The organism is Vibrio metschnikovii CIP 69.14 (assembly GCF_000176155.1).
Taxonomy (GTDB): domain Bacteria; phylum Pseudomonadota; class Gammaproteobacteria; order Enterobacterales; family Vibrionaceae; genus Vibrio; species Vibrio metschnikovii.
On sequence record NZ_ACZO01000005.1, the window covers coordinates 110,974 to 136,345 of the forward strand.

At 46.3% G+C, this 25,372-nt stretch carries 23 protein-coding genes; 14 read left to right on the forward strand and 9 right to left on the reverse strand.

Going from position 1 to position 25,372, the window contains the following annotated elements:
• Positions 1–155: 155 nt before the first annotated feature.
• From frdD to frdA, 4 genes are read right to left on the reverse strand one after another with little or no spacing between them, the layout of a single operon-like run.
• Positions 156–518, reverse strand: coding sequence for a fumarate reductase subunit FrdD (gene frdD, locus VIB_RS02690; RefSeq protein WP_004394460.1), 363 nt, complete (start codon positions 516–518; stop codon positions 156–158).
• Positions 519–528: 10 nt separating this feature from the next.
• The gene (frdC, locus tag VIB_RS02695) at positions 529–912 is read right to left on the reverse strand and encodes a fumarate reductase subunit FrdC (protein ID WP_004394461.1); all 384 of its coding nucleotides are present in this window, start codon (positions 910–912) and stop codon (positions 529–531) included.
• 1 nt (position 913) lies between these two features.
• On the reverse strand, positions 914–1,672 hold the full coding sequence (locus tag VIB_RS02700; protein ID WP_004394462.1) for a succinate dehydrogenase/fumarate reductase iron-sulfur subunit: 759 nt from the start codon (positions 1,670–1,672) through the stop codon (positions 914–916).
• Positions 1,672–3,483 (reverse strand): fumarate reductase (quinol) flavoprotein subunit, encoded by a 1,812-nt coding sequence (gene frdA / locus VIB_RS02705; protein WP_004394465.1) that lies wholly within the window; start codon positions 3,481–3,483, stop codon positions 1,672–1,674. Before frdA ends, VIB_RS02700 begins: the two co-directional genes overlap by 1 nt.
• 315 nt (positions 3,484–3,798) lie before the next feature.
• Here frdA and epmA point away from each other — a divergent pair, with 315 nt between their 5' ends.
• The 5 genes from epmA to cysE all read left to right on the forward strand — a co-directional run bounded on the left by epmA (position 3,799) and on the right by cysE (position 8,090).
• Positions 3,799–4,773 (forward strand): elongation factor P--(R)-beta-lysine ligase, encoded by a 975-nt coding sequence (epmA, locus tag VIB_RS02710; RefSeq protein WP_004394466.1) that lies wholly within the window; start codon positions 3,799–3,801, stop codon positions 4,771–4,773.
• A 71-nt stretch (positions 4,774–4,844) separates the two neighbouring features.
• On the forward strand, positions 4,845–5,279 hold the full coding sequence (locus VIB_RS02715) for a rhodanese-like domain-containing protein (RefSeq protein ID WP_040903935.1): 435 nt from the start codon (positions 4,845–4,847) through the stop codon (positions 5,277–5,279).
• A gap of 167 nt (positions 5,280–5,446) precedes the next feature.
• Positions 5,447–5,914, forward strand: a complete 468-nt coding sequence (secB, locus tag VIB_RS02720) for a protein-export chaperone SecB (protein WP_004394468.1) — start codon at positions 5,447–5,449, stop codon at positions 5,912–5,914.
• Between the two features lie 182 nt (positions 5,915–6,096).
• On the forward strand, positions 6,097–7,131 hold the full coding sequence (gpsA, locus tag VIB_RS02725) for an NAD(P)H-dependent glycerol-3-phosphate dehydrogenase (protein ID WP_040903938.1): 1,035 nt from the start codon (positions 6,097–6,099) through the stop codon (positions 7,129–7,131).
• 137 nt (positions 7,132–7,268) lie between these two features.
• A complete protein-coding gene (gene cysE / locus VIB_RS02730) occupies positions 7,269–8,090 on the forward strand; it encodes a serine O-acetyltransferase (RefSeq protein WP_004394470.1) in 822 nt (273 codons plus the stop codon).
• A 108-nt stretch (positions 8,091–8,198) separates the two neighbouring features.
• Here cysE and VIB_RS02735 read toward each other — a convergent pair whose 3' ends face one another.
• The 3 genes from VIB_RS02735 to argE form a co-directional block, all read right to left on the reverse strand.
• Positions 8,199–8,738 (reverse strand): PadR family transcriptional regulator, encoded by a 540-nt coding sequence (locus tag VIB_RS02735; protein WP_040904023.1) that lies wholly within the window; start codon positions 8,736–8,738, stop codon positions 8,199–8,201.
• Positions 8,739–9,092: 354 nt separating this feature from the next.
• Positions 9,093–11,726 carry a phosphoenolpyruvate carboxylase gene (gene ppc, locus VIB_RS02740; protein ID WP_004394472.1) on the reverse strand — a complete coding sequence of 878 codons (2,634 nt, stop codon included), beginning with the start codon at positions 11,724–11,726 and terminating at the stop codon, positions 9,093–9,095.
• Between the two features lie 288 nt (positions 11,727–12,014).
• A complete protein-coding gene (gene argE, locus VIB_RS02745) occupies positions 12,015–13,157 on the reverse strand; it encodes an acetylornithine deacetylase (protein ID WP_004394473.1) in 1,143 nt (380 codons plus the stop codon).
• A 154-nt stretch (positions 13,158–13,311) separates the two neighbouring features.
• Here argE and argC point away from each other — a divergent pair, with 154 nt between their 5' ends.
• The 4 genes from argC (at position 13,312) to argH (ending at position 18,439) form a co-directional block, all read left to right on the forward strand.
• Complete coding sequence (gene argC / locus VIB_RS02750) at positions 13,312–14,313, forward strand: N-acetyl-gamma-glutamyl-phosphate reductase (RefSeq protein WP_004394474.1); 1,002 nt, start codon at positions 13,312–13,314, stop codon at positions 14,311–14,313.
• Positions 14,314–14,336: 23 nt separating this feature from the next.
• The gene (gene argB, locus VIB_RS02755) at positions 14,337–15,128 is read left to right on the forward strand and encodes an acetylglutamate kinase (RefSeq protein WP_004394475.1); all 792 of its coding nucleotides are present in this window, start codon (positions 14,337–14,339) and stop codon (positions 15,126–15,128) included.
• Positions 15,129–15,225: 97 nt separating this feature from the next.
• Positions 15,226–16,437 (forward strand): argininosuccinate synthase, encoded by a 1,212-nt coding sequence (locus tag VIB_RS02760; RefSeq protein WP_004394476.1) that lies wholly within the window; start codon positions 15,226–15,228, stop codon positions 16,435–16,437.
• Positions 16,438–16,570: 133 nt separating this feature from the next.
• Entirely contained in the window at positions 16,571–18,439 is a 1,869-nt protein-coding gene (gene argH, locus VIB_RS02765) for an argininosuccinate lyase (protein WP_040903941.1), read from the forward strand.
• A 149-nt stretch (positions 18,440–18,588) separates the two neighbouring features.
• Here argH and VIB_RS02770 read toward each other — a convergent pair whose 3' ends face one another.
• Complete coding sequence (locus VIB_RS02770; RefSeq protein WP_040903944.1) at positions 18,589–18,876, reverse strand: DUF3624 domain-containing protein; 288 nt, start codon at positions 18,874–18,876, stop codon at positions 18,589–18,591.
• A gap of 235 nt (positions 18,877–19,111) precedes the next feature.
• Between VIB_RS02770 and oxyR the strand changes: the two genes are divergently transcribed.
• The gene (oxyR, locus tag VIB_RS02775) at positions 19,112–20,011 is read left to right on the forward strand and encodes a DNA-binding transcriptional regulator OxyR (RefSeq protein WP_004394478.1); all 900 of its coding nucleotides are present in this window, start codon (positions 19,112–19,114) and stop codon (positions 20,009–20,011) included.
• Between the two features lie 53 nt (positions 20,012–20,064).
• On the opposite strand, the gene VIB_RS02780 is transcribed toward oxyR, so the two are convergent.
• Positions 20,065–22,545 carry a penicillin-binding protein 1A gene (locus tag VIB_RS02780; RefSeq protein WP_004394479.1) on the reverse strand — a complete coding sequence of 827 codons (2,481 nt, stop codon included), beginning with the start codon at positions 22,543–22,545 and terminating at the stop codon, positions 20,065–20,067.
• 141 nt (positions 22,546–22,686) lie between these two features.
• On the opposite strand from VIB_RS02780, the gene pilM reads away from it, so the two are divergent.
• The 4 genes from pilM to VIB_RS02800 are packed head-to-tail and all read left to right on the forward strand — an operon-like array spanning position 22,687 to position 25,371.
• On the forward strand, positions 22,687–23,694 hold the full coding sequence (gene pilM / locus VIB_RS02785) for a type IV pilus assembly protein PilM (RefSeq protein WP_004394480.1): 1,008 nt from the start codon (positions 22,687–22,689) through the stop codon (positions 23,692–23,694).
• Complete coding sequence (locus VIB_RS02790; protein ID WP_040903947.1) at positions 23,684–24,277, forward strand: PilN domain-containing protein; 594 nt, start codon at positions 23,684–23,686, stop codon at positions 24,275–24,277. Before pilM ends, VIB_RS02790 begins: the two co-directional genes overlap by 11 nt.
• Entirely contained in the window at positions 24,270–24,860 is a 591-nt protein-coding gene (locus VIB_RS02795) for a type IV pilus inner membrane component PilO (RefSeq protein WP_040903950.1), read from the forward strand. Before VIB_RS02790 ends, VIB_RS02795 begins: the two co-directional genes overlap by 8 nt.
• A complete protein-coding gene (locus VIB_RS02800) occupies positions 24,850–25,371 on the forward strand; it encodes a pilus assembly protein PilP (RefSeq protein ID WP_040903953.1) in 522 nt (173 codons plus the stop codon). The genes VIB_RS02795 and VIB_RS02800 overlap by 11 nt, the downstream gene beginning before the upstream one ends.
• Position 25,372 lies beyond the last annotated feature (1 nt).

Genomic DNA, 25,372 nt, shown 5'->3' on the forward strand with positions numbered 1-25,372 from the left:
TCACTTGCCGCCTACCTGCATCTTCAACTCGTTTGGGCATATCTCATCAAATAGAGATAAAAGAGCCAGCGCAATGCGCTGGCTCTTACGTTTAGTGTCCTTCCATCAGGGGTGAGCATCGATGGAAGGTTGAATGGTTAAATCAGCTTGCGTAACTAGATCAGAAAAATAAACACAACGGCTAACACAGAAATCAGCGCCGCAAATGCGTAACAAGCAATTTTTCCCGCCAAGCCAGTGTGAAATTTCAGATCGTGCATACCATGATGTAGACGGTGCATGGCATGCCACATCGGCAAAGCAAGGGTGCCTATAATAAATAAAGCACCAATAATGCTGGTCGCGAAAGCACTGACTCGCTCATAACTCATGGCTTGCGCATCAATCATACCCAGTGGAACCATGATCCCAAGCACGAGTACCGTGACTGGAGTAATCATCGCAAACCAAGTACCACCAGCACCAAATAGGCTCCACCAGATGGGTTCGTCTGAACGTTTTGGATTGGTATTCACCACAATAAGCTCCTTACACCACAATGAGAACGATCAGTGAAATGACAGCCACTGCCGCCCACTGAGTTAAGACAATGATCTTTTTATCCAGCAACTTACCTTTAATGCGAATCGGCATGACTTGCGGCATCATGCCAAAAAAGGTGTGTGCATGAAATAAGCTCCCCGCTAGAGCAACGATGTTAATCGCTACAACCAGTGGATTCGCCATAAACGCTAACCAACTCTGCCAAGCCTCGGGACCTTTGACTAAAGATCCCAGCCCGATAGTCAAAAATAGCGTGAATAGAATGAGTGGCAGTACGGTTGCTTCGCGTACCATATAAAGACGATAGAAAGGATCATCCTTCCACCACGTACGGGTCATTTCACGAACGTAAGGTTTACGATTACTCATTCTATGCCTCCACTTTTTTAGGTGAACCGTCAGGTTTCAACATGGCAATCACGAAATCCATGGAAGACTCGATTTTGCCTTGGTTAACGGCTGCAGCCGGATCAACATGTTTTGGGCAGACTTCTGAGCAGTAGCCAACGAAAGTACAGCCCCAAGCGCCGTTATCACCGTTGATCAGTTTCATGCGCTCGGCTTTACCGTTATCTCGGCTATCCAAATTATAACGGTGCGCCAAGGTCAGTGCTGCCGGGCCGATAAACTCAGAGTTAAGTCCAAATTGAGGGCAAGCGGCATAACACAGACCACAGTTGATGCAGCCTGCAAACTGCTTATAGCGAGCCATCTGCTCTGGCGTTTGTAAGTTCGCACCATCTTCAGGGGTGCGATCATTGCCAATGATGTACGGTTTAATCGCTTCTAGTCGTTCGATAAACGGCGTCATATCGACGATTAAATCTTTCTCAATCGCGAAGTTAGCGAGCGGTTCAATCTTGACACCATTTGGATAGTCGCGCAGGAAGCTTTTACAGGCTAACTTGGGCACACCATTGACCATGATGCCGCAAGAGCCACAAATCGCCATCCGACAAGACCAGCGATAGGCGAGATCTTTATCGACATTATCTTTGATGTAACCGAGGGCATCGAGGACCGACATCGTGTCATCAAACGGTATCTCAAACGCCTGTAAATGAGGCTTTGCATCTTGCTCTGGGTCGTAACGTAAAATATCGACTTTTTGAATACGGTCTGCGGCCATTATTTTTGCTCCTCTGCGCGTTGCTCGGCGGCTTTTTCTGCGGCTGCGGCTTGATCAGCGGCTTCACCGTAGAGGCGCGCTTTAGGTTGAGACTTAGTGATTTTCACATCGCTGTAATCAATCTTTGGTGCGCTATCCGGTTGATAAAAGGCCAATGAGTGTTTCAGGAAGTTGATATCATCACGCTCAGTGCAGCCTTCATCAAGACGCTGGTGAGCACCACGCGATTCTTTACGTAGCATCGCTGAGTGTGCCATGGCTTGCGCCACCTCTAAGCCATAACCGACTTCAATCGCATACAGTAGATCGGTATTAAAGACTTTACCTTTATCTTTGATGCTGATGCGCTTATAACGCTCTTTCAGTTCAGCTAACTTATCGATGGTGGTTTGCATCAGATCTTCTTGGCGATAGATTCCACAACCCGCTTCCATGGTATGACCCATTTCGGTACGGATCGTCGCCCAGTTTTCATCGCCCTCTTGATTCATCAATGCTTGAATCCGTGCTTCAACGGCCTTGACTTGCTCGTTAATCGCCGAGTCGTTCCAGCCTTTAAAGCTTTCCGCCCGTTGCACGGCATGTTCACCAGCGACGCGGCCAAAGACAACAAATTCAGCTAATGAGTTAGAGCCTAAACGGTTGGCCCCGTGTAGACCAACGGAGGCACATTCACCCACCGCAAATAAGCCTTTAATGCGAGTTTCACACTGGCCATTGGTTTCGATACCACCCATGGTGTAATGGACCGTTGGACGAATAGGAATAGGCTCTTTCGCTGGGTCAACGTTAACGTAGGCTTTTGATAGTTCGCAAATAAACGGTAAACGTTCTTGCAGATATTCTTCACCAAGATGACGCAAATCAAGTAGGACAACATCACCTAATGGATGTTTAATGGTGTTGCCTTTTTGCTGTTCGTGCCAGAAGGCTTGTGACACTTTGTCACGTGGTCCAAGTTCCATGTATTTATTTTTCGGCTGACCGACAGGCGTTTCTGGCCCCATGCCGTAATCTTGTAAATAACGGTAACCATGTTTATTGACGATGATACCGCCTTCACCACGGCAGCCTTCGGTCATTAAAATACCGGTACCTGGTAGTCCGGTTGGGTGATACTGGACAAATTCCATATCACGCAGTGGCACACCATGACGATACGCCATCGCCATGCCATCACCCGTTACAATACCGCCGTTGGTATTGCAATGGTAGACACGCCCAGCACCGCCAGTAGCGAGCACTACCGATTTTGCTTTAATAATGACCAGTTCACCTTCTGCCATATGAATGGCAATCAGGCCTTGCACTTCACCATCAACGACTAATAAATCGACCACAAAGTATTCGTCAAAACGCTTGATTTGTGGGTATTTAATTGAAGTTTGGAAGAGAGTATGCAGCATATGAAAGCCGGTTTTGTCGGCGGCAAACCAAGTCCGTTCGACTTTCATGCCTCCAAAACGACGAACGTTGACTTCCCCATTGTCTTTACGACTCCAAGGACAACCCCATTGCTCCATTTGGATCATTTCACGGGTTGCATTAGCAACGAAATATTCGACAACATCCTGTTCACACAGCCAATCACCACCACCAACGGTATCGTTAAAGTGATTGTCTAGGCTGTCTTCTTCCTTGATAACTGCTGCGGAGCCACCTTCAGCGGCAACGGTATGGGAACGCATAGGGTAAACTTTAGAAATTAGTGCAACTTCTAAATTTGGGTTAGCTTCAGCCGCTGCAATAGCAGTACGAAGACCAGCGCCACCAGCGCCGATGACTGCGATATCTGTGGTAATCGTTTGCACAGTTATCCTCCAGTGTAGTGTATTGTGAGGCTTGGTTATCGCCTCTGATTATTATGTGGCGCGTGATGCGGCTAGAAAGATTCTTGATCCGCTCTCGCTACTCAACACTTGAACTCAAGTGCTGGCTCTAGTGTAGAAGAGCAGAGCGAAGAAAAAATTGATTCTGTTGGGTTTTTGCTTCGGTAGTGCAAGTACAAGCATACTTAATGTGCTTTGTGTGATAACGATCACGTACAGAGTGTGTGCTGTGGTTTATTTGGTTTTTTGGTTTCTCAGAGTAAAATGATGCTCTTTGTTCAATAACAGATATTTTTTATGAGTCAGCCACAGTGGATGCCGAGTGCATCAATTGCCCAATTACAGCAGCGTGCCCGTTTATTACAGAATATCCGCCAATTTTTTGCTGAGCGTGAGGTACTAGAGGTAGATACTCCAGCCATGAGTCAGGCGACGGTAACTGACATCCATCTGCAAACCTTTCAAACTCAATTTGTTGGGCCGGATTATGCCGCAGGAAAAACCTTGTATCTGATGACCAGTCCTGAATTTCATATGAAACGCTTACTGGCGGCAGGTAGTGGCTCTATTTATCAAATCAACAAAGCATTTCGTAATGAAGAAAATGGTCGTTATCATAATCCCGAGTTCACCTTACTCGAATGGTATCGAGTCGGTTTTGATCATCATGATTTGATGGATGAGGTGGATGCTTTACTGCAGATGATACTTTCTACCGATACCGCGGAGAGAATCACTTATCAAGATGCTTTTTTGCAGGTATTAAACGTTTGTCCGCTTGAGGCTAGCCTCGTCGAGCTTAAGCAGGTGGCTGCTCAATTAGGTCTCAGTGATATCGCTGAGCCTGAGCAAGATCGTGATACTTTGTTGCAATTGCTGTTCAGCATTGGGGTTGAAGCTCATATCGGGCAACATAAACCTGTGTTTGTGTACGATTTTCCGGCTTCTCAAGCCGCGTTAGCCAAGGTAAACCGAAACGATCCACGAGTTGCAGATCGCTTTGAGGTGTATTTTAAAGGTATTGAATTAGCGAATGGATTCCATGAACTAGACGATGCGGCTGAGCAGCGTAAGCGCTTTGAGCAAGACAACCAAAAAAGAATTGCTATGGGTCTTGTTGCGCAGCCGATCGATGAAAATTTGCTTGCGGCTTTGACCGCAGGATTACCAACTTGCGCGGGAGTCGCATTAGGTATTGATCGTTTGATTATGTTGGCTTTAGGTGAAGATCACATTGATAAGGTCACGGCTTTTCCTTTTCCTCGCGCTTAGCACTCGCGTCAAACTGGCAAGCCCGTTATACTCCATCACTGTTTTGAACTTCCACTGTAAGAGCACAGGATATGCAAGAGTACATTGACTTTTTTCAACAGAACATGATCCTCTCCCTCGCATGGGTAGGGGTGTTTATCGCGTTGATCTTAAATATTTATAAATCTTCCACCGCCGTCTATAAAGAGATCGGTGCCGCTCAGGTGACCCATTTAATGAACCGTGAAAATGGGGTTGTGGTTGATATTCGTACTAAAGATGAATATAAGCAGGGACATATTACTGACGCAGTTCACATTTTACCATCTGAGATCAAAGCGGGTAACTTCCCTGCTATTGAAAAACATAAAGCTGACCCCATCATAGTCGTATGTAAAACAGGCCATAACTCTCGTGAAGCCGCGACACATCTAGCCAAAGCAGGATTTGAAAATGTCAGTCTGCTTAAAAATGGTTTAGTAACGTGGAGTGAAGCGAAGTTACCTTTGGTTCGTGGCAAAAAGTAATCGTTGCTGTGTCGTTTTGAGTAATGTTGCTTGCCACAAGCTGCGCTAAATGATTCGAGTTGTGATCGTTGCCATTGATTGGCAACGCCCTCTGGATGATTTATCGGTACTCGTTTAGTCTCAAGACAGTTGACTGACCACTATTTTTGATATTAAGGATTTTAATCATGGCTGAAGCCGCACAACAAGAAGCACCACAACAAAATTTCGCAATTCAACGTATCTTCCTCAAAGACGTTTCATTTGAAGCACCAAACTCTCCGACGATGTTTCAAAAAGAGTGGAATCCAGATGTTAAATTAGATCTAGACACGCAAAGTCGTGAGTTGGGTGAGGGTGTCTATGAAGTCGTGCTTCGTTTGACAGTAACGGTAAAAAATGCTGAAGAAACGGCCTTCCTGTGTGAAGTTCAGCAAGCGGGTATTTTTACTGCAGAGCAAATGGAAGCGGGCCAACTGGCTCATTGTTTGGGTGCATTCTGCCCAAATATTCTTTTCCCTTATGCGCGTGAAACTATTTCGAGCTTAGTAGTTAAAGGTACTTTCCCGCAGTTAAACCTAGCGCCAGTCAACTTCGACGCTCTATTTATGAACTACCTACAACAGCAAGCTGCCGGTGAAACTGCGCAAGCTTAATTTGATTTAATGGCTGTCTATATTCCTTACTGCTTGACCTCGCTTAGGAATAGGTAGAAAAATGCACAGAGCCGCTCATTGAGCTAAGCGATGTGCATTTTTGTTTTTAGTCTCGATCTAATAAGCGGTTACGAGCCGTTCAGGTTACCCATTCATTCATTCGCTATTCATTAGGTAAAAAAATGACCGATTCGAAAGCACAGCATGTCAGTAGCAAACCGATAACCATGACCGTGATTGGTGCCGGTTCTTACGGTACTTCTCTGGCTATTTCGCTAGCACGTAATGGAGCAAATATTGTGCTATGGGGGCATGATCCTCAGCATATGGCTCGTTTACAGTCTGATCGTGCCAACCAAGAGTTTCTTCCCGGGATTGCCTTTCCAGACAGTTTAATTATTGAATCTGATTTGTCGAAAGCGGTGCAGGCCAGCCAAGATTTACTGGTTGTCGTTCCGAGCCATGTCTTCGGGGTAGTATTACGCAGCTTACAACCTCATCTGCGTCAAGACAGTCGTCTTTGCTGGGCAACCAAAGGCCTTGAACCTGAAACGGGACGTTTATTGCAAGACGTCGCCCTCGACATTCTCGGCAGTCGTGTGCCATTAGCGGTACTGTCTGGCCCTACCTTTGCAAAAGAGCTTGCTATGGGTATGCCAACGGCAATAGCGGTGGCTTCGCCTGATGCTCAGTTTGTTGTCGACTTGCAGGAAAAAATCCATTGCAACAAAACCTTTCGAGTGTATGCCAACCATGATTTTATCGGCATGCAACTGGGCGGTGCAGTGAAAAACGTGATTGCGATTGGTGCAGGCATGTCCGATGGGATTGGTTTTGGTGCTAATGCACGTACGGCGTTAATTACTCGAGGTTTAGCGGAGATGTCTCGTCTTGGCGCTGCCTTAGGAGCACAGCCAGAAACCTTTATGGGGATGGCAGGATTAGGCGACTTAGTATTAACGTGCACCGATAACCAGTCTCGTAATCGTCGTTTTGGTTTAGCGTTAGGTCAAGGTAAAGCGGTGGATGCTGCTCAGCAGGAGATTGGGCAAGTGGTTGAAGGTTATCGTAACACCAAGGAAGTGTCGTTATTGGCTGCACGTATGGGGGTTGAAATGCCGATTGTTGAGCAAATTTATCAGGTCTTATATCAAGGTAAAGATGCCCGTTTGGCTGCGCAAGACTTGCTCGCACGAGATAAAAAAGCTGAGCAATGATCGAGACTGCTGATGTGATCAGTAATCGATAACGGTTGAATTTCCAATACCTGATAGATACTGTGGAAGGATAGTGCTATCGCGACCCGTCTGGAGGATGAGCGTGATGAGGCTAACTCAGTGAAAGGCAAAATAAAATGAAGCAGTGCGCACAGAAAAAAGTTTGGCAAACCATCATCCAAGAAGCACGTGAACAATCGGAGCAAGAGCCGATGTTGGCGAGTTTCTATCACGCGACGATCATTAAGCATGACAGTTTATCGGCGGCATTAAGCTATATTTTAGCCAATAAACTCAATACGGCTTCTATGCCGGCCATGGCGGTGCGTGAAGTAGTAGAGGAAGCTTTGGCTGCTGATCCGACGATTAGTGAGTTTGCTGCGTGTGATATTTGTGCGACCGTTAATCGCGATCCTGCCGTATCGATGTACTCGATGCCGTTATTGTATCTCAAAGGTTATCATGCGCTACAGGGTTATCGCGTCGCCAACTGGCTTTGGAAGCAAGGGCGCATTGCACTGGCGACTTATCTACAAAATCAAATCTCAGTGGCTTGTCAGGTGGACATTCATCCTGCTGCAACTATTGGCTGTGGCATCATGCTTGACCATGCAACTGGGATTGTGATTGGTGAAACCGCCGTGGTTGAAAATGACGTCTCCATTTTACAAGATGTGACGTTAGGTGGTACTGGTAAAGAGTGTGGTGATCGTCATCCAAAAATTCGCGAAGGGGTGATGATTGGTGCAGGGGCCAAGATCCTTGGCAATATTGAGGTCGGTGAAGGCGCGAAAATTGGCTCGTGTTCAGTGGTATTGCAGCCGGTACCGCCTCATACCACCGTTGCTGGAGTGCCAGCGCGTATTGTCGGTCGTCCGAAAACCGATAAGCCCTCATTAGATATGGACCAGCAATTTAATGGTCGCTCACAAACTTTTATTGGTGGTGATGGTATTTGACCGGCTATCTCCCTTAGCTGCCCTGACCACTTTGAGTGGCGGTTAGGAAGGGAAGCAAACCAACAAAAAAAGAGGATGCTCAGCATCCTCTTTTTCATGTGGAGTCAATCAAGCCATCGCATTGAGTTCAGCGAGCGTCTCTTCTGCCCATTCGATCCATGCTTGACGGGTAAGTAAATTGCGGCGTAAGGTCAGGCGTTCTAAGCGCTGCTGTTTATCCATCATCGCAGGATTGGCATAGTATGCAGACTCGATGTCTTGATAGTGGCTAACAAGTTTACGAGATTCTTCAATTAATCCAATTAATTGGAGACGGTAAGGTTCAGCGGATTGTACTGAACACGCCATGAGCTTCGCACTGAACTCGTCTCTAACGGTTGGATGCGCAGTTGGTTGGTCAAACCATTCGCCTAAAGCGCGGCGGCCGGCTTCCGTTATTGAGTAAACTTTACGATCAGGCTTGCCATCTTGAGGCTCTAGTACACAAGTCACTAACCCTTGCTGCCCCATTTTGTTCAGTTCACGATAAACTTGTTGATGACTTGCCTTCCAAAAATAGCCAATACTGGCTGAAAATTCCTTAGTGATATCGTATCCAGTAGCGTCACGAGTACTAAGAACGGTGAGAATAACGTGTGGTAATGACATGTCTTTAATCCAAATGGTGAGTAACTTCGTAATCGACTGAACCATCTTATGTACTTCTATCGGTACATTGGGATATGAGGTATCAGTCATGCAGCATCGAGTGCTGTCTCTGTCACCTTAAAAAGCCTTCTATCACCTAGGATTATGATGTTGTATTGATTGGACTGTGATTTGAAATAGTTATTAGGGCATCACAGGGTTTAGCATTATATCTAAATAATAAGCATAAAGTAGAATAAAAACAGTTTTTCGAATAAAAAAGTTGATAATTTTCTCAAAAATCGCGACAAGGCGTAGAAAAGGCCATCTAAAGATGGCCTTTTGGTCTCTGTCTAGAGTTTTATTCTGATTTTGCTAACCTGTATTGCGCATTCCGGCTGCAATGCCAGCAATAGTGACCATTAACGCTTCCTCTAACTCGGGATCCGCCTCGGTAGATTGACGAGTCCGATACAACAATTCAGCCTGCAGCATGTTCAATGGCTCAACATAGATGTTACGCAGACGAATCGACTCATGACCCCACGGATCGCTTTGCATCAGGTTCTCATTGTTTTCAACATTAAGTACCGCTTTGATGTCTTTTTGGAGCTGGTCTCGCAAGCGGTCACCCAATGGACGTAATGTTGGCTCGACCAAACGTTGGTCATAGTAACGAGAGACATCAAGGTTACATTTTGTGTATACCATCTCTAACATACCTAAGCGAGTAGAGAAGAATGGCCACTCACGACACATCTCCTCAAGCAGAGCTTGATGGCCTTTATCAACCGAGTATTGAATCGCTTCCCCAGCACCGAGCCACGCTGGGAGTACCAAACGGTTTTGACTCCATGAGAAGATCCAAGGGATCGCTCGTAGGCTCTCCACACCACCTTGCGGATTACGTTTGGCTGGGCGTGAGCCAAGCGGCAGTTTACCTAACTCAAGTTCAGGGGTTGCTTGACGGAAGTAAGGGACAAAATCCGGTTCGCCACGAACAATAGCTCGATACGCTTCACAAGAGACTTGTGAGAGGACTTCCATTAAGTCGCGCCACTCTTGTTTGGGTTCTGGTGGTGGTAATAGATTCGCTTCTAAAATAGCGCTCGCGTAAAGATGTAAGCTGTTGATCGCAACTTCGGGCAAGCCAAGTTTAAAACGAATCATTTCCCCTTGTTCGGTGACTCGTAATCCGGCTTTTAAACTCTTCGGTGGTTGAGACAACAGCGCAGCATGCGCTGGCGCACCGCCACGACCAATCGAGCCACCACGGCCATGGAATAACGTCAGATCAATGCTCTCTTCTTCACACACCTTGACCAAGTCTTCCATGGCCCGATATTGAGCCCATCCGGCGGCCATCACCCCTGCATCTTTCGCGGAATCAGAATAGCCAATCATCACCATTTGTTGGTTTTGAATGAAGCCACGATAGAGATCGATAGCGAGTAGCTGTTTAATCACGCTTTCGGCATTATTGAGATCGTCGAGCGTTTCAAACAACGGGCAGACACTCATGCGGTAAGGGCAGCCAGACTCTTTTAATAATAGATGAACAGCCAAGACATCAGAGGCGGTATGAGCCATAGAAATCACATAAGCACCAAAAGCATCTTGCGGTTGGGCGGCAATGATTTTGCACGTTTCTAAAACCTCTTTGACCGATTCAGACGGCTGCCAATCTAGCGGAAGTAGCGGACGTTTAGAGCTCAGCTCATTGGTTAAAAAAGCCAGTTTGTCTTGTTCGCTCCACTGATTGTAATCGCCAATCCCTAGATAGCGTGTCAGTTCGGATAATGCCTCAGCGTGGCGGCTACTTTCTTGACGAATATCGAGACGAACCAAGTGGACGCCAAAGGCTTTGACTCGGCGCAGAGCATCGAGCAGTGATCCATCGGCAATGACTCCCATGCCACATTCATGCAGTGATTGATAGCACGCGTATAATGGGTCCCATAACTGACTTTCGGTCCTTAAAGGCGCTTTAACCGCCAATTTTTGGCCATGTAACTTACTGTCGAGAATATCCAGTGTGTCTTGCAATAAGTGACGTACACCTTTGAGGACCGCGCGATAAGGTTCGTGCTCTTCTTCACCCGCTAAAGCGCGGAGTGCATCGGTACACTTAGTCATTGATAATTCGCTGATCAATTCATTAATGTCAGCTAAGTATAAATCGGCGGCTTTCCAGCGTGAGAGGAGTAAAACTTCACGTGTGACACTATGGGTCACAAAGGGGTTGCCGTCGCGATCTCCACCCATCCAAGACGAAAAATGCACGGGACGTGCGTCAATCGGTAACCCTTCACCAAGGTTAGCTTTAATATTGTCGTTTAGCTCACGTAAAAATTCTGGAACGGCTTGCCAGAGTGAGTTTTCGACCACCGCAAAGCCCCATTTCGCTTCATCGAGTGGTGTTGGACGTTGTTTACGAATGACGTCAGAGTGCCAGCCTTGAGCAATTAATTGCTCTAAACGACGTTCAGTTTTTTGACGTTCTTTAGAAGACAGATCGCTCAGCTCAAGATTCGATAAACATTGGTTAATTTTGACCAAATTATTGATCATGGTACGACGAGTAATCTCCGTCGGATGGGCGGTAAGAACTAATTCAATGTTTAAATCACGAACGGCTTGGATTGCATCAAATTGGCTGATTTTTTTATCGGCCAATTTTGCGAACAAGCTTTGCAGCGCATTGGCTTCACCAAGATGGTCTTCGCTATGCCGAGAAATGGTATGATATTGGTCCGCGATATTGGTTAAGTTGAGAAATTGGTTAAAGGCGCGCGCGACCGGAGTCAGTTGATCATTATTGAGGTGTTTGATTTCTTCGATGAGTTTTTCTCGATCGGCTTGGTTACCGGCTCGAGCTGATTTAGAAAGTTGTCGGATGGTTTCGACTTTTGCCAAAATAACGTCGCCGTCAGCGGCTTGGATGGTTTGCCCTAATAATCGACCTAGCATGCTCACGTTACTTTTTAGAGCGGCGTATTTTTCATTCATTATCATCCTGCCTTGTAAAAAAATTACATCCAATGTCATCTATTTAATTACACAATCTAGCGAAGTTTGTCTAGTGGAGTCAAACAAAGCATACAAAGATTCCATTTATGTCAGGCTGCGTTTTGTTAGAGAAATGGTGGCAAAATAACTTATTTTGTTGAAATTTTCTTACAATTGATTGAAACCATTAGCATGGTTATGCCGGCATCATCAATGTGAAACCTTGATGAGATGTTGCGCCGCTCTCGCTATCAACACCATCCAACGAGCGGCGCGGGGGAAATGGGATTACTCAGTAAAGCAGTATTTATTGATGGCTTGAGAAAGAATATTGACGGTCGGTTCGATAAAATCGAAGGATAAATATTCATCGGGTTGATGCGCTTGATCGATGGAGCCGGGACCGAGAACTAAGGTTGGACACAACTGCTGTAGAAACGGAGCTTCAGTGCAATAGTTGACCGTTTGCGAGGGTTGTCCACACAGTTCACTCACGCCAAGGATAAACGGGTGATCGTGCTGACATTCATAACCAGGGATGGGTTCATGCAATGCTTCAATCGCAATACGGCCAGGCCATTTGTCTTGAACGTCTTTGAGTGCACCGCGCAGTAGGTTATCGAGTCCATCTAAGCTAATTCCCGGTAAAGGCCGGACATCATAATGCAGCTCACAGCAGCCACAGATACGGTTTGGACTATCGCCGCCATGAATATGGCCGAGATTGAGGGTCGGGCTTGGAATCTCGAAGCCAGGATGGTGATACTCTTTAATCAGTCGGTCACGCAGTTGCATCAGGGCAAACATGACTTCGTACATAATCTCAATCGCATTAACACCCAGCGCAGGATTGGATGAATGACCAGACTGCCCTGTAACGCGAATGGCATTGGCGACGTGGCCTTTATGTCCACGAACTGGCACTAAGCTGGTCGGTTCACCAATAATGCAGTAATCGGGTTGAAAAGGTGCGTTAGCCGTAAAATGTCTGGCACCCAGCATGGTCGTCTCTTCATCACAGGTCGCTAAGACATACAGGGGTTTATTTTGCTTACTCCAATCGATATTTTTTACTGCTTGATAAATGAAAGCAAAAAATCCCTTCATATCGGCGGTCCCTAAGCCGTAGAAACGATCGTTCGCTTGAGTTAAAGCATGAGGTTCAAAATTCCAGCGACCTTGATCAAAAGGCACCGTATCACTATGCCCAGCCAAGAGTAGTCCGCCTTCTCCCGCGCCTTTTTTAGCGATTAAATTATGTTTGCCTGGCGCAACCACTTCCACTTGAGTGGTAAAGCCGAGTGCTTCAAACCATTCGGCTAATTTAGCAATCACCTCACTGTTGCCGTGATCCCATGTCGGGTCAGTGGAGCTAATGGAAGGCGTGGAAATCAGGCCCGAATAGACCTCCAAGAAACTGGGTAATTGCATATTATCTTTGCTCCTACTATTGACAGAGTATCGCTGAAAATGTAAAACACATATTAAATCACTTTTTATGAATAAAAAACCAGTTAAAACCCATTTTTTGTAAATTAAAAATCAGTTTTAACTTGGCTTTCACTCCGCTTTGGGATGGGTATTAATGTTAAAAACCGCAATTATTGGTGCAAGTGGCTATACCGGTGCTGAATTAGCACTGATGGTGGAAAAACACCCTCAACTCAAACTAGCAGGTTTATATGTTTCCGCCAACAGTCTCGATGCAGGAAAATCAATGGCTGAGCTGCATGGTAAATTAGCCGGGCTGGTTGACATGGAGATTGAGCCTTTAGTTGACCCACTTGTTGTTGCGAGTCAGTGCGATGTGGTGTTTTTAGCGACGGCTCATGAAGTGAGTCACGACCTAGCACCAATTTTCCTTGCCCAAGATTGTCAGGTTTTTGATTTATCTGGTGCCTTTCGTGTGAAAAGTGAGGATTTTTATCCTAATTATTATGGTTTTGAGCACCAGCACCGTGAGTGGTTAGATAAGGCGGTGTATGGCTTAGCAGAATGGAACCGTGAAGCCATTCAGCATAGCTCACTGATTGCCGTGGCAGGATGCTATCCGACGGCGGCGCAACTGGCTATTAAACCGTTGATTAACGCAAATTTGTTGGATACTGAGCAATGGCCAGTGATTAACGCGACCAGCGGCGTGACGGGGGCGGGTCGAAAAGCGACCTTAAACAACAGTTTTTGTGAAGTTAGTCTGCAGCCTTATGGCGTCTTTACTCATCGTCATCAACCTGAAATTGCCACCCATTTAGGCTGTGAGGTGATTTTCACCCCTCATCTGGGCAATTTTAAACGGGGTATTTTAGCCACAATAACCATGAAGTTGGCAGTCGGTGTTACGGCGCAGCAGGTCGATGAGGCATTTACTCAAGCTTATGCTGATCAGCCTGCGGTGAGGCTAAAATCCAGTTTGCCATCCATTAAAGATGTGGAATTTACGCCGTTTTGCGATTTGGGATGGCGAGTTCAAGGTGAGCATGTCATCGTCGTTTCAGCGATCGATAACTTATTAAAAGGGGCATCGAGTCAAGCGATGCAATGTTTAAATATTCATTACGGTTTTTCTGAGCTAACGGCTTTGGTGTAAAGCACCAAGCGTAAGGGTGAAATATGACAGATACACAGCATAATCCATTGGTGATTAAATTAGGCGGCGCAGCGCTGTCTTGTTCTGACACGCTAAGCAAATTGTTTGGCGCTATCGCACTGTATCAAGCTCAAGCTCAGCGACGAATTGTCATTGTTCATGGTGGCGGTTATTTGGTCGATGAGTTGATGGCAAAATTACACCTGCCGACGGTAAAGAAAGAAGGGCTACGCGTTACCCCTTATGAACAAATTCCTTTTATTGCCGGAGCGTTAGCCGGAACGGCCAATAAAATGCTCCAAGGACAAGCCATAAAAGACGGTTTGAATGCCATCGGTTTATGTTTAGCGGATGGCGGCTTATGTCAAGTCGAGGAACTCGACCCTGAGCTGGGAGCGGTGGGTAAAGCCCTGCCGGGCGATTCACAACTGTTACAAGCCATTCTTAATGCTGGCGGGCTACCGATCATCAGTTCGATTGGGCTTACTGCAAGCGGACAAATGATGAATGTCAATGCCGATCAGGCGGCGGTGGCCGTGGCCGGTGCACTGGATGCCGAGTTAGTTCTGCTCTCTGATGTGAGTGGTGTATTGGATGGCAAAGGGCACTTATTGCCGAGCTTGAACGCTCAGCAAGCCAATAGTTTGATTGCTGGTAAAGTGATCACCGATGGCATGATCGTCAAAGTCAAAGCCGCGCTAGAGGCCGCCAATGATTTGGGGCGTCCGATTCAAGTCGCTACATGGCGCTATCCGGAAAAGCTGCACAAACTATTTGCTGGTGAAAGTATTGGAACCCAATTTTTACCGCAATAAATCACAATAGGCAATGGGTGGCGCATGACCACTAAACACAATCAATAGACCTTAGTGCAGACTGCTAAGCGGGCACTGGGTAATGGAGAAAGCATCAATGAGTAAAGTTCAAGTTAATAAAGTAGTGGTTGCCTATTCTGGTGGTCTAGATACTTCAGTGATTATTCCGTGGCTAAAAGAAAACTATGCCTGTGAAGTGGTTGCCTTTGTCGCGGATGTAGGCCAAGGAGAAGAAGAGCTACAAGGCATTGAAGCAAAAGCGAAAGCCTCGGGCGCTTCAGAGTGTTATGTGGTCGATTTAAAAGAACAAATGGTTGCTGAATACATCTATCCGACCTTAAAAACCGGCGCGTATTACGAAGGGAAATATCTACTGGGCACCTCAATGGCTCGCCCAATCATCGCTAAAGCACAAGTAGAGATTGCTCGTAAAGTAGGCGCTGATGCGCTGTGTCATGGTTGTACTGGTAAAGGTAACGATCAAGTACGTTTTGAAGGTGCGTTTGCTGCCCTTGCACCAGATTTACATGTAATCGCGCCATGGCGAGAGTGGGATATTGTCAGCCGTGAAGAGTGCCTCGACTATCTGGCTGAGCGTAATATCCCTTGCGCCGCATCGTTAACTAAAATTTACTCACGTGATGCTAATGCATGGCACATTTCCACGGAAGGTGGTGTACTGGAGAGTACTTGGAATGCACCTAATGAAGACTGCTGGGTGTGGACCGTTGATCCTGAACAAGCACCGAATGACGCTGAATATGTCACTGTACAAGTGGAAAAAGGTCAAGTGGTTGGTGTCGACGGTGAGCTGATGACACCTTATAACGCCTTAGTTTATCTGAACGAAAAAGGCGCTAAGCATGGTGTTGGTCGGATCGATATTGTTGAAAACCGTCTGGTGGGGATGAAATCTCGCGGCTGTTATGAAACTCCGGGAGGCACGATCATGATGGAAGCACTACGTGCAGTAGAGCAACTGGTGTTAGACAAGGCATCGTTTGAGTTTCGTGAAGAGCTCGGCATTAAAGCCTCACATCTGGTGTATGATGGCCGTTGGTTCACCCCACTACGTGAAGCAGTATTTGCCGCTGCCGATCAGCTCGCTCAGCAGGTTAATGGTGAAGTGGTGATCAAGCTTTACAAAGGACAAGCGATCGCTACTCAGAAGCGTTCTGCGAACAGTTTGTATTCAGAAGCGTTTGCTACCTTTGGGGCTGATGAAGTATATGACCAAAGTCATGCTGGTGGATTCATTCGTTTGTATTCTTTGGCGAGTCGGATTCGTGCCTTGAACGAAAATAAATAAGCCTCACTGGATTGAATGAGGCCATCGTTAGAGATTAGCTCATAAGGATCGCTCGGCGATCCTTGTTTTTAACCCGAGTACAAGATGTTTTCCTATGGCGTATGCGCCTTAGGTCAAAGGTAGGAGAAACGCAATGGCATTATGGGGCGGAAGATTTACCCAAGCAGCAGACACCCGGTTTAAACAATTTAACGACTCCCTGCGTTTTGACTACCGATTGGCTGAGCAAGATATTGTCGGCTCGATTGCTTGGTCGAAAGCGTTACGGTCGGTGAATGTACTGACAGAACAAGAGCAACAAGCATTAGAATTGGCATTAAATGAGTTGAAGCTCGCAGTAATGGAAGATCCTGAGCAGATCTTGTTATCGGATGCGGAAGATATTCACTCGTGGGTTGAACAGCAGTTAATCAGTAAAGTGGGTGATTTAGGTAAGAAACTGCACACTGGACGTTCACGTAATGATCAAGTCGCCACCGATTTAAAATTATGGTGTCGTCAGCAAGGCCAGCAATTACTGCTCGGCTTGGATAGATTGCAGAGTCAGTTGGTTTCGGTCGCCGAACAACATCAAGCGACAGTACTACCTGGTTATACGCACTTGCAACGCGCTCAACCCGTCACGTTTGCTCATTGGTGTTTGGCATATGTTGAGATGTTTGAGCGTGACTACTCACGTTTACAAGATGCGCTACAACGGCTGGATACTTGTCCCCTCGGCTCTGGCGCTTTGGCAGGAACCGCTTATCCTATCGATCGTCAGCAATTAGCTCATGATCTCGGGTTTCGCCGGGCTACGCGTAATTCACTCGATTCGGTGTCGGATCGCGATCATGTGATGGAACTAATGTCGGTAGCATCGATTTCGATGCTTCACTTGTCGCGTTTAGCCGAAGATATGATCTTCTATAACTCCGGTGAGTCTGGATTTATTGAATTAGCAGATACGGTAACCTCTGGTTCATCATTAATGCCGCAGAAGAAAAACCCCGATGCTCTGGAATTGATCCGTGGTAAAACTGGTCGGGTTTATGGGTCATTAGCGGCGATGATGATGACCGTGAAAGCTTTGCCTTTGGCTTACAACAAAGACATGCAAGAAGATAAAGAAGGGCTGTTTGATGCGCTTGATACTTGGCATGATTGTATGGAAATGGCCACTCTTTGTTTTGACGGGATAAAAGTCAAAGCTGAGCGAACCTTAGAAGCCGCTAAACAAGGTTACGCCAATGCGACTGAACTGGCGGATTATTTAGTCGCTAAAGGTATTCCATTCCGTGAAGCGCACCATATTGTTGGCGTCGCGGTGGTTGGTGCTATCGAGAAAGGCTGTGCATTGGAAGCGCTCTCTTTGGCTGAGTTAAAAGTCTTTTCTCCTGTGATTGAAGAAGATGTTTACGCCATTTTAACCATCGAATCATGCTTAGAAAAACGCAGTGCACTCGGTGGCGTCGCTCCTTCACAAGTCGCCTATGCCGTTGAAGAGGCCGAAAAACGTTTGGCGAAGCGGGATGCAAGTGCGGTCAAAGTACGTCCAGCACGTTTAACCGATATTGAACGTTTAGAAGGCATGGTTGCTTATTGGGCAAACATGGGCGAGAACTTACCCCGTTCACGAAGCGACATTGTACGGGATATTGGTTCGTTCGCTGTGGCTGAACATCATGGTGAGATAACGGGATGCGCCTCGCTCTACGTTTACGATTCAGGATTAGCAGAAATTCGTTCTCTTGGGGTTGAAGCGGGCTGGCAGCGTCAAGGTCAAGGGCGTGCGATTGTCCATTACTTAGTGAAAAAAGCCCAGCAAATGGCGATTAATAAAGTGTTCGTACTGACTCGTTCTCCGGAGTTCTTTATGAAACTGAACTTTATTCCAACCTCGAAAACGTTATTGCCGGAAAAGGTATTAAAAGATTGTGAGCAGTGCCCGCGGCAACACGCTTGTGATGAAGTAGCCTTAGAAGTGGATTTTGCCCAGCGGATTGTTATCCATCAACGATAAGTGTTGAGATCTTTTATGGTGAAACCAAGCAAAAGAAAAGATCAAAAAAGATCGTGTAAAGTGGAACCAACCAGAAAAAGCACAGTCTATACCCGTACCACTGCTTTTTCTTAGATCGCTCTAAGAGAGCCCTAAAACTCCTTTTCGTTTTAGGGCTTTTTTGTGGGCGAGTGATCAGTCGAGTTTTTTTGACGCTCTCGCCAAGGCAGTACGACAAACTTCATCCATAAATGTAAAAATAACAAACCATTAAAAGCGAAACCTGCGAAGAGAAGGGCGATGGACGCGATAGCGGTTGGCTCATTTCTAAATAACCAAAACCAGACTCCCCAGCAAGCGACAGATAGTACGGTTAACCAATCAATACAGCGTTGGCAACGACCGATTTTTTTCCAGAACCATGCTTGATCACAGTAGTGACAACTGGTGAGTTTCATGGTGACTCCTTATGAGTGATTGTTGGCTTGTGAGTATGTTACCGCTATCGACAAAGCCCGTGAAGTTTTTACCTACTCGTGTAATGCGGGTGAGGAGAATATAAAAACTTTGATAGTCAGCAGCATTCAATGTTATGGTTTTTGATAGGTATATTCTTACTGCAGCAGTGACGCTATAACGAGACGCCTTTTCTGTTGCTTTCGATATGATTGATGGTTTTTATCTAGGAATAAGATGAACATTCGAGATTTTGAATACTTAGTTGCTCTTGCTGAGCACAAGCATTTTCGTAAAGCCGCTGAATCCTGCTTTGTGAGTCAGCCGACTCTTAGTGGACAAATTCGCAAGCTAGAAGATGAACTGGGTACGGTATTGTTAGAGCGTAGTAGTCGGCGGGTATTATTTACCGATTCTGGGCTACAGCTTGTTGACCAAGCCAAACGTATTCTCAGTGAAATTAAAGTTTTCAAAGATATGGCCAGTCAACAGGGAGGAGCCATGAGTGGCCCGATGCACATCGGGTTTATTCCGACATTAGGCCCTTATTTATTGCCGAAGATTATCCCAGAGCTCAAAGCTCGATTTCCTGACTTGGAACTCTATTTACATGAAGCGCAAACGCATCAATTAGTCCGTCAGTTAGAAGAGGGCAAGCTCGATTGTTTGGTATTAGCCTCGGTGGAAGAGAGTGCCCCTTTTAAAGAGATCGATATCTATAATGAGCCAATGAGTATCGCTGTGCCTTGCTCACACGAATGGGCTAATCGTGATGAGGTAGATATGTTGGAATTGAACGGGAAAACCGTATTGGCATTAGGCGATGGCCACTGCTTACGTGACCAAGCGTTAGGTTTTTGTTTTGCTGCGGGAGCGAAAGATGATGAGCGTTTTAAAGCTACCAGTTTAGAAACCTTACGTAATATGGTCGCTGCTGGTGCTGGGATTACCTTGTTGCCCCAGCTCTCGCTACCGGATGAAAAAACCAAAGATGGCGTCTGTTACATCAAAGCGGTCAATCCACAGCCATCACGACAAATTGTTTTGGCTTATCGACCGGGTTCACCGTTGCGTCAGCGCTATGAACAGCTAGCTCAGGTGATGAAAGAGCGTCTACAAGCGTTGGCCACTCAATAGCCTGCCTGTTCAGTGTCTGAAAATAACACCGCCCCTAATCGGGGCGGTCAAGATTAAAATAAGCTGTCACTATCATCTAAGTAGATGCTGTGAGGGGTATCCTCTTGTACATACTCTTTCGGCTCCGTTCCTTGAACAAAGTATTCGAACATAGAACTGGCATCTAATTTATTGGTGAGTAGCCCACTGTCACGATCAATTCTCACACGAATAATGTTCGGTGGCATGGCTTTGGGTTGAGCCGGCACGCCATCGAGAGCAATGCGCATAAACTCTACCCAGCCTGGTTGGGCTGTTTTCGCACCAGCTTCAGCACCAGTAATATCGTCATCAGTATTCGGGTTTGGGGCTGTGCTCCCTAAGTTGCGGCTATGGTCATCAAATCCAACCCAAGCCGTTGCGACCATGCCTGGTCCAAAGCCATTATACCAAGCATCTTTCGAGTCGTTAGTTGTTCCTGTTTTTCCGCCCACATCACGACGTCTTAAGGTTTGTGCGCGCCAGCCGGTACCATTCCATCCCGTTCCTGCACGCCAATCACCGCCACCCCAGATATTGCTATACATCATTTCACGAACGAGAAAAGCATTCTGTTCGGAAATCACCTGTGGTGCATAATTGACCGTGGCATCTTGCTCATTAAACGGATTATCGGATGACGATTGACAATCCTGGTGACAAACCACTTTGGGGTTAGCTAAAAACTCGACATGGCCAAAACTGTCTTCCACTTTGCTGATGTAAAACGGCTCAACATAATACCCGCCGTTAGCAAATACTGAATAGCCTTGAGCCATTTTGACGGGCGTTAAGCTGCCCGCGCCGAGAGCAATGGTTTCAGAACGCGGTAGTTGCGATAATTCAAAGCCGAATCGGGTCAAGAATTGTCGAGTCTCTTCCAAACCGACTTCACGCAGTACACGAACTGCCATCACGTTTTTCGACTGCGCCAGACCAATCCGCAGACGAGTTGGACCGACGTAAGTCGGGGGCGAGTTTTTGGGACGCCAAGCAATGCCTTGGCTTTGATCCCATTGGTTAATCGGAGCATCATTGATTAATGAGGCTAGAGTGAGGCCTTTCTCCAAAGCCGCAGAGTAAATGAACGGCTTTATACTTGACCCCACCTGACGGACCGATTGGGTTGCACGGTTAAAATTACTGTGTACGAAGTTAAAGCCACCAACCAGTGCTAGTATCGCCCCATTCTCAGGATCCATAGCAACGAATGCGGTATTTGCATTAGGCACTTGGCTCAGTGTCCAGTGTTCTTGTTCATCACCTATAGCGTGCTGGCGACGAATCCACACTTGTTCACCTACCGCAAGAATATCACTGGCTTTACTCGGTAAAGGCCCTTGACGATCGTCAGTAATAAATCGCCTTGCCCAGTTCATGTCTTCCCATGTAATGGTTTTTAGTCCGGCATTTTTTACCCAAACCTGAGCCGATTTTTCTTCGACCTTAACCACAATCGAAGGCAGAAGATCACCGTAAGTGGGTTCACTACGTAAGTGAGCGATCATGGTGGGGGTATCCCAAGCCGATTGCCCAGCTTTCCAGAGTACTTTTTCGGCACCACGGTAGCCGTGACGCATGTCATAAGCGAGGAGATTATCGATAGCGGCTTGGTTTGCGGCTTGTTGTAACTTGGTATTGACCGTCGTGTAGACATTCATCCCAGAGGTATAGGCCGCTTCTTCACCATAACGTTCGACCATCCATGCGCGAGCAATTTCTGCCACGTAAGGAGCTCGTAGCTCAATTTCTGCGCCATGGAATTTGGAGATTAATGGTTCATTACGAGCCTGATCATACTCTTGTTGGGTGATGTAGTTTTCTGCCAGCATGCGTAATAAGACGACATTGCGACGGTGAGTGGCTCGCTCCACAGAGAAAAGGGGATTCATGGTAGAAGGGGCTTTGGGTAGGCCAGCAATCATCGCTATTTCACTTAACGTCAGATCTTTGACTTCTTTACCAAAGTAGGTTTGAGCTGCTGCACCAACGCCGTAAGAACGATGACCGAGATAAATTTTATTCAGGTAAAGCTCCAAGATCTCTTCTTTACTCAAGAGCTGCTCAATATGAATGGCAATAAAGATCTCTTTAATTTTACGCATAATTTTCTTCTCATTGGATAAGAAGAAATTACGGGCCAGTTGTTGGGTAATGGTACTTGCCCCTTGAGAGGCACTCCCTGACGCCATGACGGCCACAGCGGCACGAGTAATCCCGATCGGGTCAAAGCCGTAGTGTTCGTAAAAACGTGAATCCTCGGTTGCGATTACTGCTTCGAGTAATTCTGGTGGCATTTCATCAAGGCGCAATGGAATGCGTCGTTTTTCACCAAATTGAGCAATCAGTTTACCGTCTTCACTAAACACCTGCATGGGAGTTTGTAGCCGAACGTCTTTTAATTCAGCGACATCGGGTAGATCTGGCTTTACATAAAAATAGAAGCCAAAGATTGTAGTGACTCCAAGAATAATGCAAATCAATGAAAATATGAGTAAACGCTTTATGAACTTCACCGGAGAATCCCTGTTTAGTAGAGGCTGTCTTAGTACAAACCCCTGTACTCTAGACTAAAACCTCAGCACTTAAAAATAGTGAACGGTTATTTTCTCACAAATAAGTGTGTGAGGCTGAGAATTGTCACTGGAGTTAATGGCATGAGTAAATCATTAGTTATTGGTGTCGATATCGGTCATCACAGTATCAAAGCTGTGGCTCTTAAACCAAACGGCGACAATTATTCGCTGCACGGTTGCACAGAAATCGTCATTACTGACGACATTTTCGCCGATAACGATACGTTGAATTATCAGAAAATTGTAAAGAAACTCAAAGAACTAAAAAAGAGTTTCCCGCTATTTAGTCGCAAGGTTGCGATTGCTCTGCCTGACACGGCGGTAATTAGTAAAGTATTACAAATAGATAGCGACTTAGACCCTCGTGAAAAAGAGTTTGCTATTTATCAGGCTTTTTCTCATCAATCCCCGTTGCCGATGGAAGAGCTGAGCTTAGATTTTGTTCCTTTACCGATTCAAGCGTTCGCTAAAAACCGAACAGCGACCTATCAGGTGTATGCCACCCGAAGAGAAGTCGTCGCGAGTCGATTATCGGCGATTCAACAAGCTGGGCTGGAAGCGACTTTACTGGATGTGCAATTACATGGTCTGGCTCAGATTTGGCAGCAGGTGAGTCAGGCTCAACAGCGCTCGAATTGGATGTTGGTCGATGTCGGTTATACCCAAACTACGTTATGTATCGATTTTGCCGATAAAGCGCCGTTTTATAAGGATATTGCCTTAGGTACACGCTGGTTTGAATTGCCATCTCTGGCGGAAACGATGGCGCGCAGCGATGAACGTAACCAATGGCTATTCAATCGATTGTTTGTCGAACGCCTAACCCGTCAACTGCAGCTATTTACTTCCGTTCATGGTCAGCAAAGCCTCGCGGGGATCTGGTTATCTGGTGGCGGGGCGATGATGGATGGGCTAGCAGAAACCATCACCGAGCAGCTTGGATTACCCTGTGAACGGTTCGCGCCATTAGCGACTTTTGTCAACAAAATCACTCAACGTAAGCGGTTAAACGATCAGCCTAAATTCACGACGGCTGCCGGTCTTGCGTTGCGAGGTATAGCATGGTTGGAGAGTGGGCATGTTGCATAGCATCAATTTATTCCCTTGGCGAGAGGCACAGCGTGCTGATCATAAACGGCGTTTTCTCCAGCTTATGAGTCTTGGCGTCTTAGTCGCTTTGGCCATGCAATGGGGGGCCGGCCATTATCTTGATCAGCAACAACAGCACCAACAGGCACGATTAGGTTTTTTGAATCAGCATCTTCAGCAACTGGATCAGCGATTACGGGCACTCAAAATGACCGAAGCTGAGCATCAAGCACTGCAAGCCCGGTTAAGTGTTGTTGAGTCCTTACAGCAAAAGCGCAATAAAACCACACAATTGATGAACTTGATGCCAGAGTTGATTCCTGAAGGGGTTTACGTTGACAAAATTAGTATGAAGGGGGATGCCGTCGAAGTCAGCGGAATTAGCGACAGTACCGCACGCTTAGCCACCATGTTAGATAAATTAGAAAGGTCACCACACTTATCAGCAGTAGGCATGCACTCGATTGTCGCTGGGAATCAGCGTTTTAATAAAGATTTTCAGAGCTTCAAGGTCTCTTTTCATTTTCATACTGCTCAACCAGGATTAGAAGCGTTAATTCGGCAAGGTGAACATCATGACTAATTTTCGTGATCTGGATGTCGATGAATTGCTTGAATGGCCGCTCAACGCACAACTGATGGTGATTGTGTTGGTCATGGTAGTGATTCAAGTCATCGGCTATGGCATGTATTTATCGCCTAAACAAGAGGCACTTGAAGGACTCAATCAGCAAGAGCAGAGTCTTAAATCGATAGTACGCATTAAGGCCAATAAAGTCGCGGCATTACCTCAGTTGCAATCTCAATTGGATGAGTTGGCTGAGCGTTATGATTTTTTATTGCGCCAACTCCCAGCGCAGCAAGAGCTGGCCAGTTTGCTTGCTTCCGTCAACGAGCTGGGATTAGAACATGGGTTAACCTTTACTCGAATTGATTGGGGAGAAAAGCAACCGCAGGCATTTTTGTATCGCTTACCATTGAATATTGAACTCACGGGGAGTTACCACAACATTGGCGATTTTTCTCAGGCGATAGCGACGCTACCAAGAATCATCAATGTTGATGATGTGGATTGGCAAAGAGTCAGTCAAGAGAGCAGTACCTTACATTTCAGAGTACGGGCTTACACCTATCAATTTAAAGCGGAGGCAGGCGATGAGAAATAGTACGTCAATCGTGACTGCGCTAGTCACTTTTGTTTCTTTGATCGGCTGTAAAGCCAATCAAGAGTCTCTGGTGGACTACTTAGCGGAAGTGGAAGCTAAGAGTCAACAAGAGGTTGCTCAGCTAACGCCAGTGATTGCGTTTCAAGCTTTTGAATATGCACAGCATGACGCACGCGAGCCTTTTGTTTTACCACGAGAAGCGATTGCCCAAAATCAACCGATCACCAATCGCCATTGCTGGCAGCCTAAGTCGAGAGGAAAAACCACTTCACTGGAGCGATATCCGCTAAATCAGTTGCAATTGCGTGGTGTGATGCGCCGTGAAAGAGAGGTTTCTGCTTTGATTCAAACACCTGATGGGATGGTGGTTACTCTCCAAGCGGGTCAGTACGTCGGAGTAAATAATGGACAAGTTATACGCGTGGCCGAGGATCATCTATTGATTAAAGAAACCTTACCAGATGGATTGGGGTGCTGGAATCAGCGTCACGTCACATTGGCTTTGAAATAAA

What these genes read in the sequence shown, in the direction of transcription:
- frdC (WP_004394461.1), bottom strand. Translation starts at nt 912, where the DNA reads ATGAGTAATCGTAAACCTTACGTTCGTGAAATGACCCGTACGTGGTGG.
- VIB_RS02700 (WP_004394462.1), bottom strand. Translation starts at nt 1,672, where the DNA reads ATGGCCGCAGACCGTATTCAAAAAGTCGATATTTTACGTTACGACCCA.
- epmA (WP_004394466.1), top strand. Translation starts at nt 3,799, where the DNA reads ATGAGTCAGCCACAGTGGATGCCGAGTGCATCAATTGCCCAATTACAG.
- VIB_RS02715 (WP_040903935.1), top strand. Translation starts at nt 4,845, where the DNA reads ATGCAAGAGTACATTGACTTTTTTCAACAGAACATGATCCTCTCCCTC.
- secB (WP_004394468.1), top strand. Translation starts at nt 5,447, where the DNA reads ATGGCTGAAGCCGCACAACAAGAAGCACCACAACAAAATTTCGCAATT.
- gpsA (WP_040903938.1), top strand. Translation starts at nt 6,097, where the DNA reads ATGACCGATTCGAAAGCACAGCATGTCAGTAGCAAACCGATAACCATG.
- cysE (WP_004394470.1), top strand. Translation starts at nt 7,269, where the DNA reads ATGAAGCAGTGCGCACAGAAAAAAGTTTGGCAAACCATCATCCAAGAA.
- VIB_RS02735 (WP_040904023.1), bottom strand. Translation starts at nt 8,738, where the DNA reads ATGTCATTACCACACGTTATTCTCACCGTTCTTAGTACTCGTGACGCT.
- ppc (WP_004394472.1), bottom strand. Translation starts at nt 11,726, where the DNA reads ATGAATGAAAAATACGCCGCTCTAAAAAGTAACGTGAGCATGCTAGGT.
- argE (WP_004394473.1), bottom strand. Translation starts at nt 13,157, where the DNA reads ATGCAATTACCCAGTTTCTTGGAGGTCTATTCGGGCCTGATTTCCACG.
- argC (WP_004394474.1), top strand. Translation starts at nt 13,312, where the DNA reads ATGTTAAAAACCGCAATTATTGGTGCAAGTGGCTATACCGGTGCTGAA.
- argB (WP_004394475.1), top strand. Translation starts at nt 14,337, where the DNA reads ATGACAGATACACAGCATAATCCATTGGTGATTAAATTAGGCGGCGCA.
- VIB_RS02760 (WP_004394476.1), top strand. Translation starts at nt 15,226, where the DNA reads ATGAGTAAAGTTCAAGTTAATAAAGTAGTGGTTGCCTATTCTGGTGGT.
- argH (WP_040903941.1), top strand. Translation starts at nt 16,571, where the DNA reads ATGGCATTATGGGGCGGAAGATTTACCCAAGCAGCAGACACCCGGTTT.
- VIB_RS02770 (WP_040903944.1), bottom strand. Translation starts at nt 18,876, where the DNA reads ATGAAACTCACCAGTTGTCACTACTGTGATCAAGCATGGTTCTGGAAA.
- oxyR (WP_004394478.1), top strand. Translation starts at nt 19,112, where the DNA reads ATGAACATTCGAGATTTTGAATACTTAGTTGCTCTTGCTGAGCACAAG.
- pilM (WP_004394480.1), top strand. Translation starts at nt 22,687, where the DNA reads ATGAGTAAATCATTAGTTATTGGTGTCGATATCGGTCATCACAGTATC.
- VIB_RS02790 (WP_040903947.1), top strand. Translation starts at nt 23,684, where the DNA reads ATGTTGCATAGCATCAATTTATTCCCTTGGCGAGAGGCACAGCGTGCT.
- VIB_RS02795 (WP_040903950.1), top strand. Translation starts at nt 24,270, where the DNA reads ATGACTAATTTTCGTGATCTGGATGTCGATGAATTGCTTGAATGGCCG.
- VIB_RS02800 (WP_040903953.1), top strand. Translation starts at nt 24,850, where the DNA reads ATGAGAAATAGTACGTCAATCGTGACTGCGCTAGTCACTTTTGTTTCT.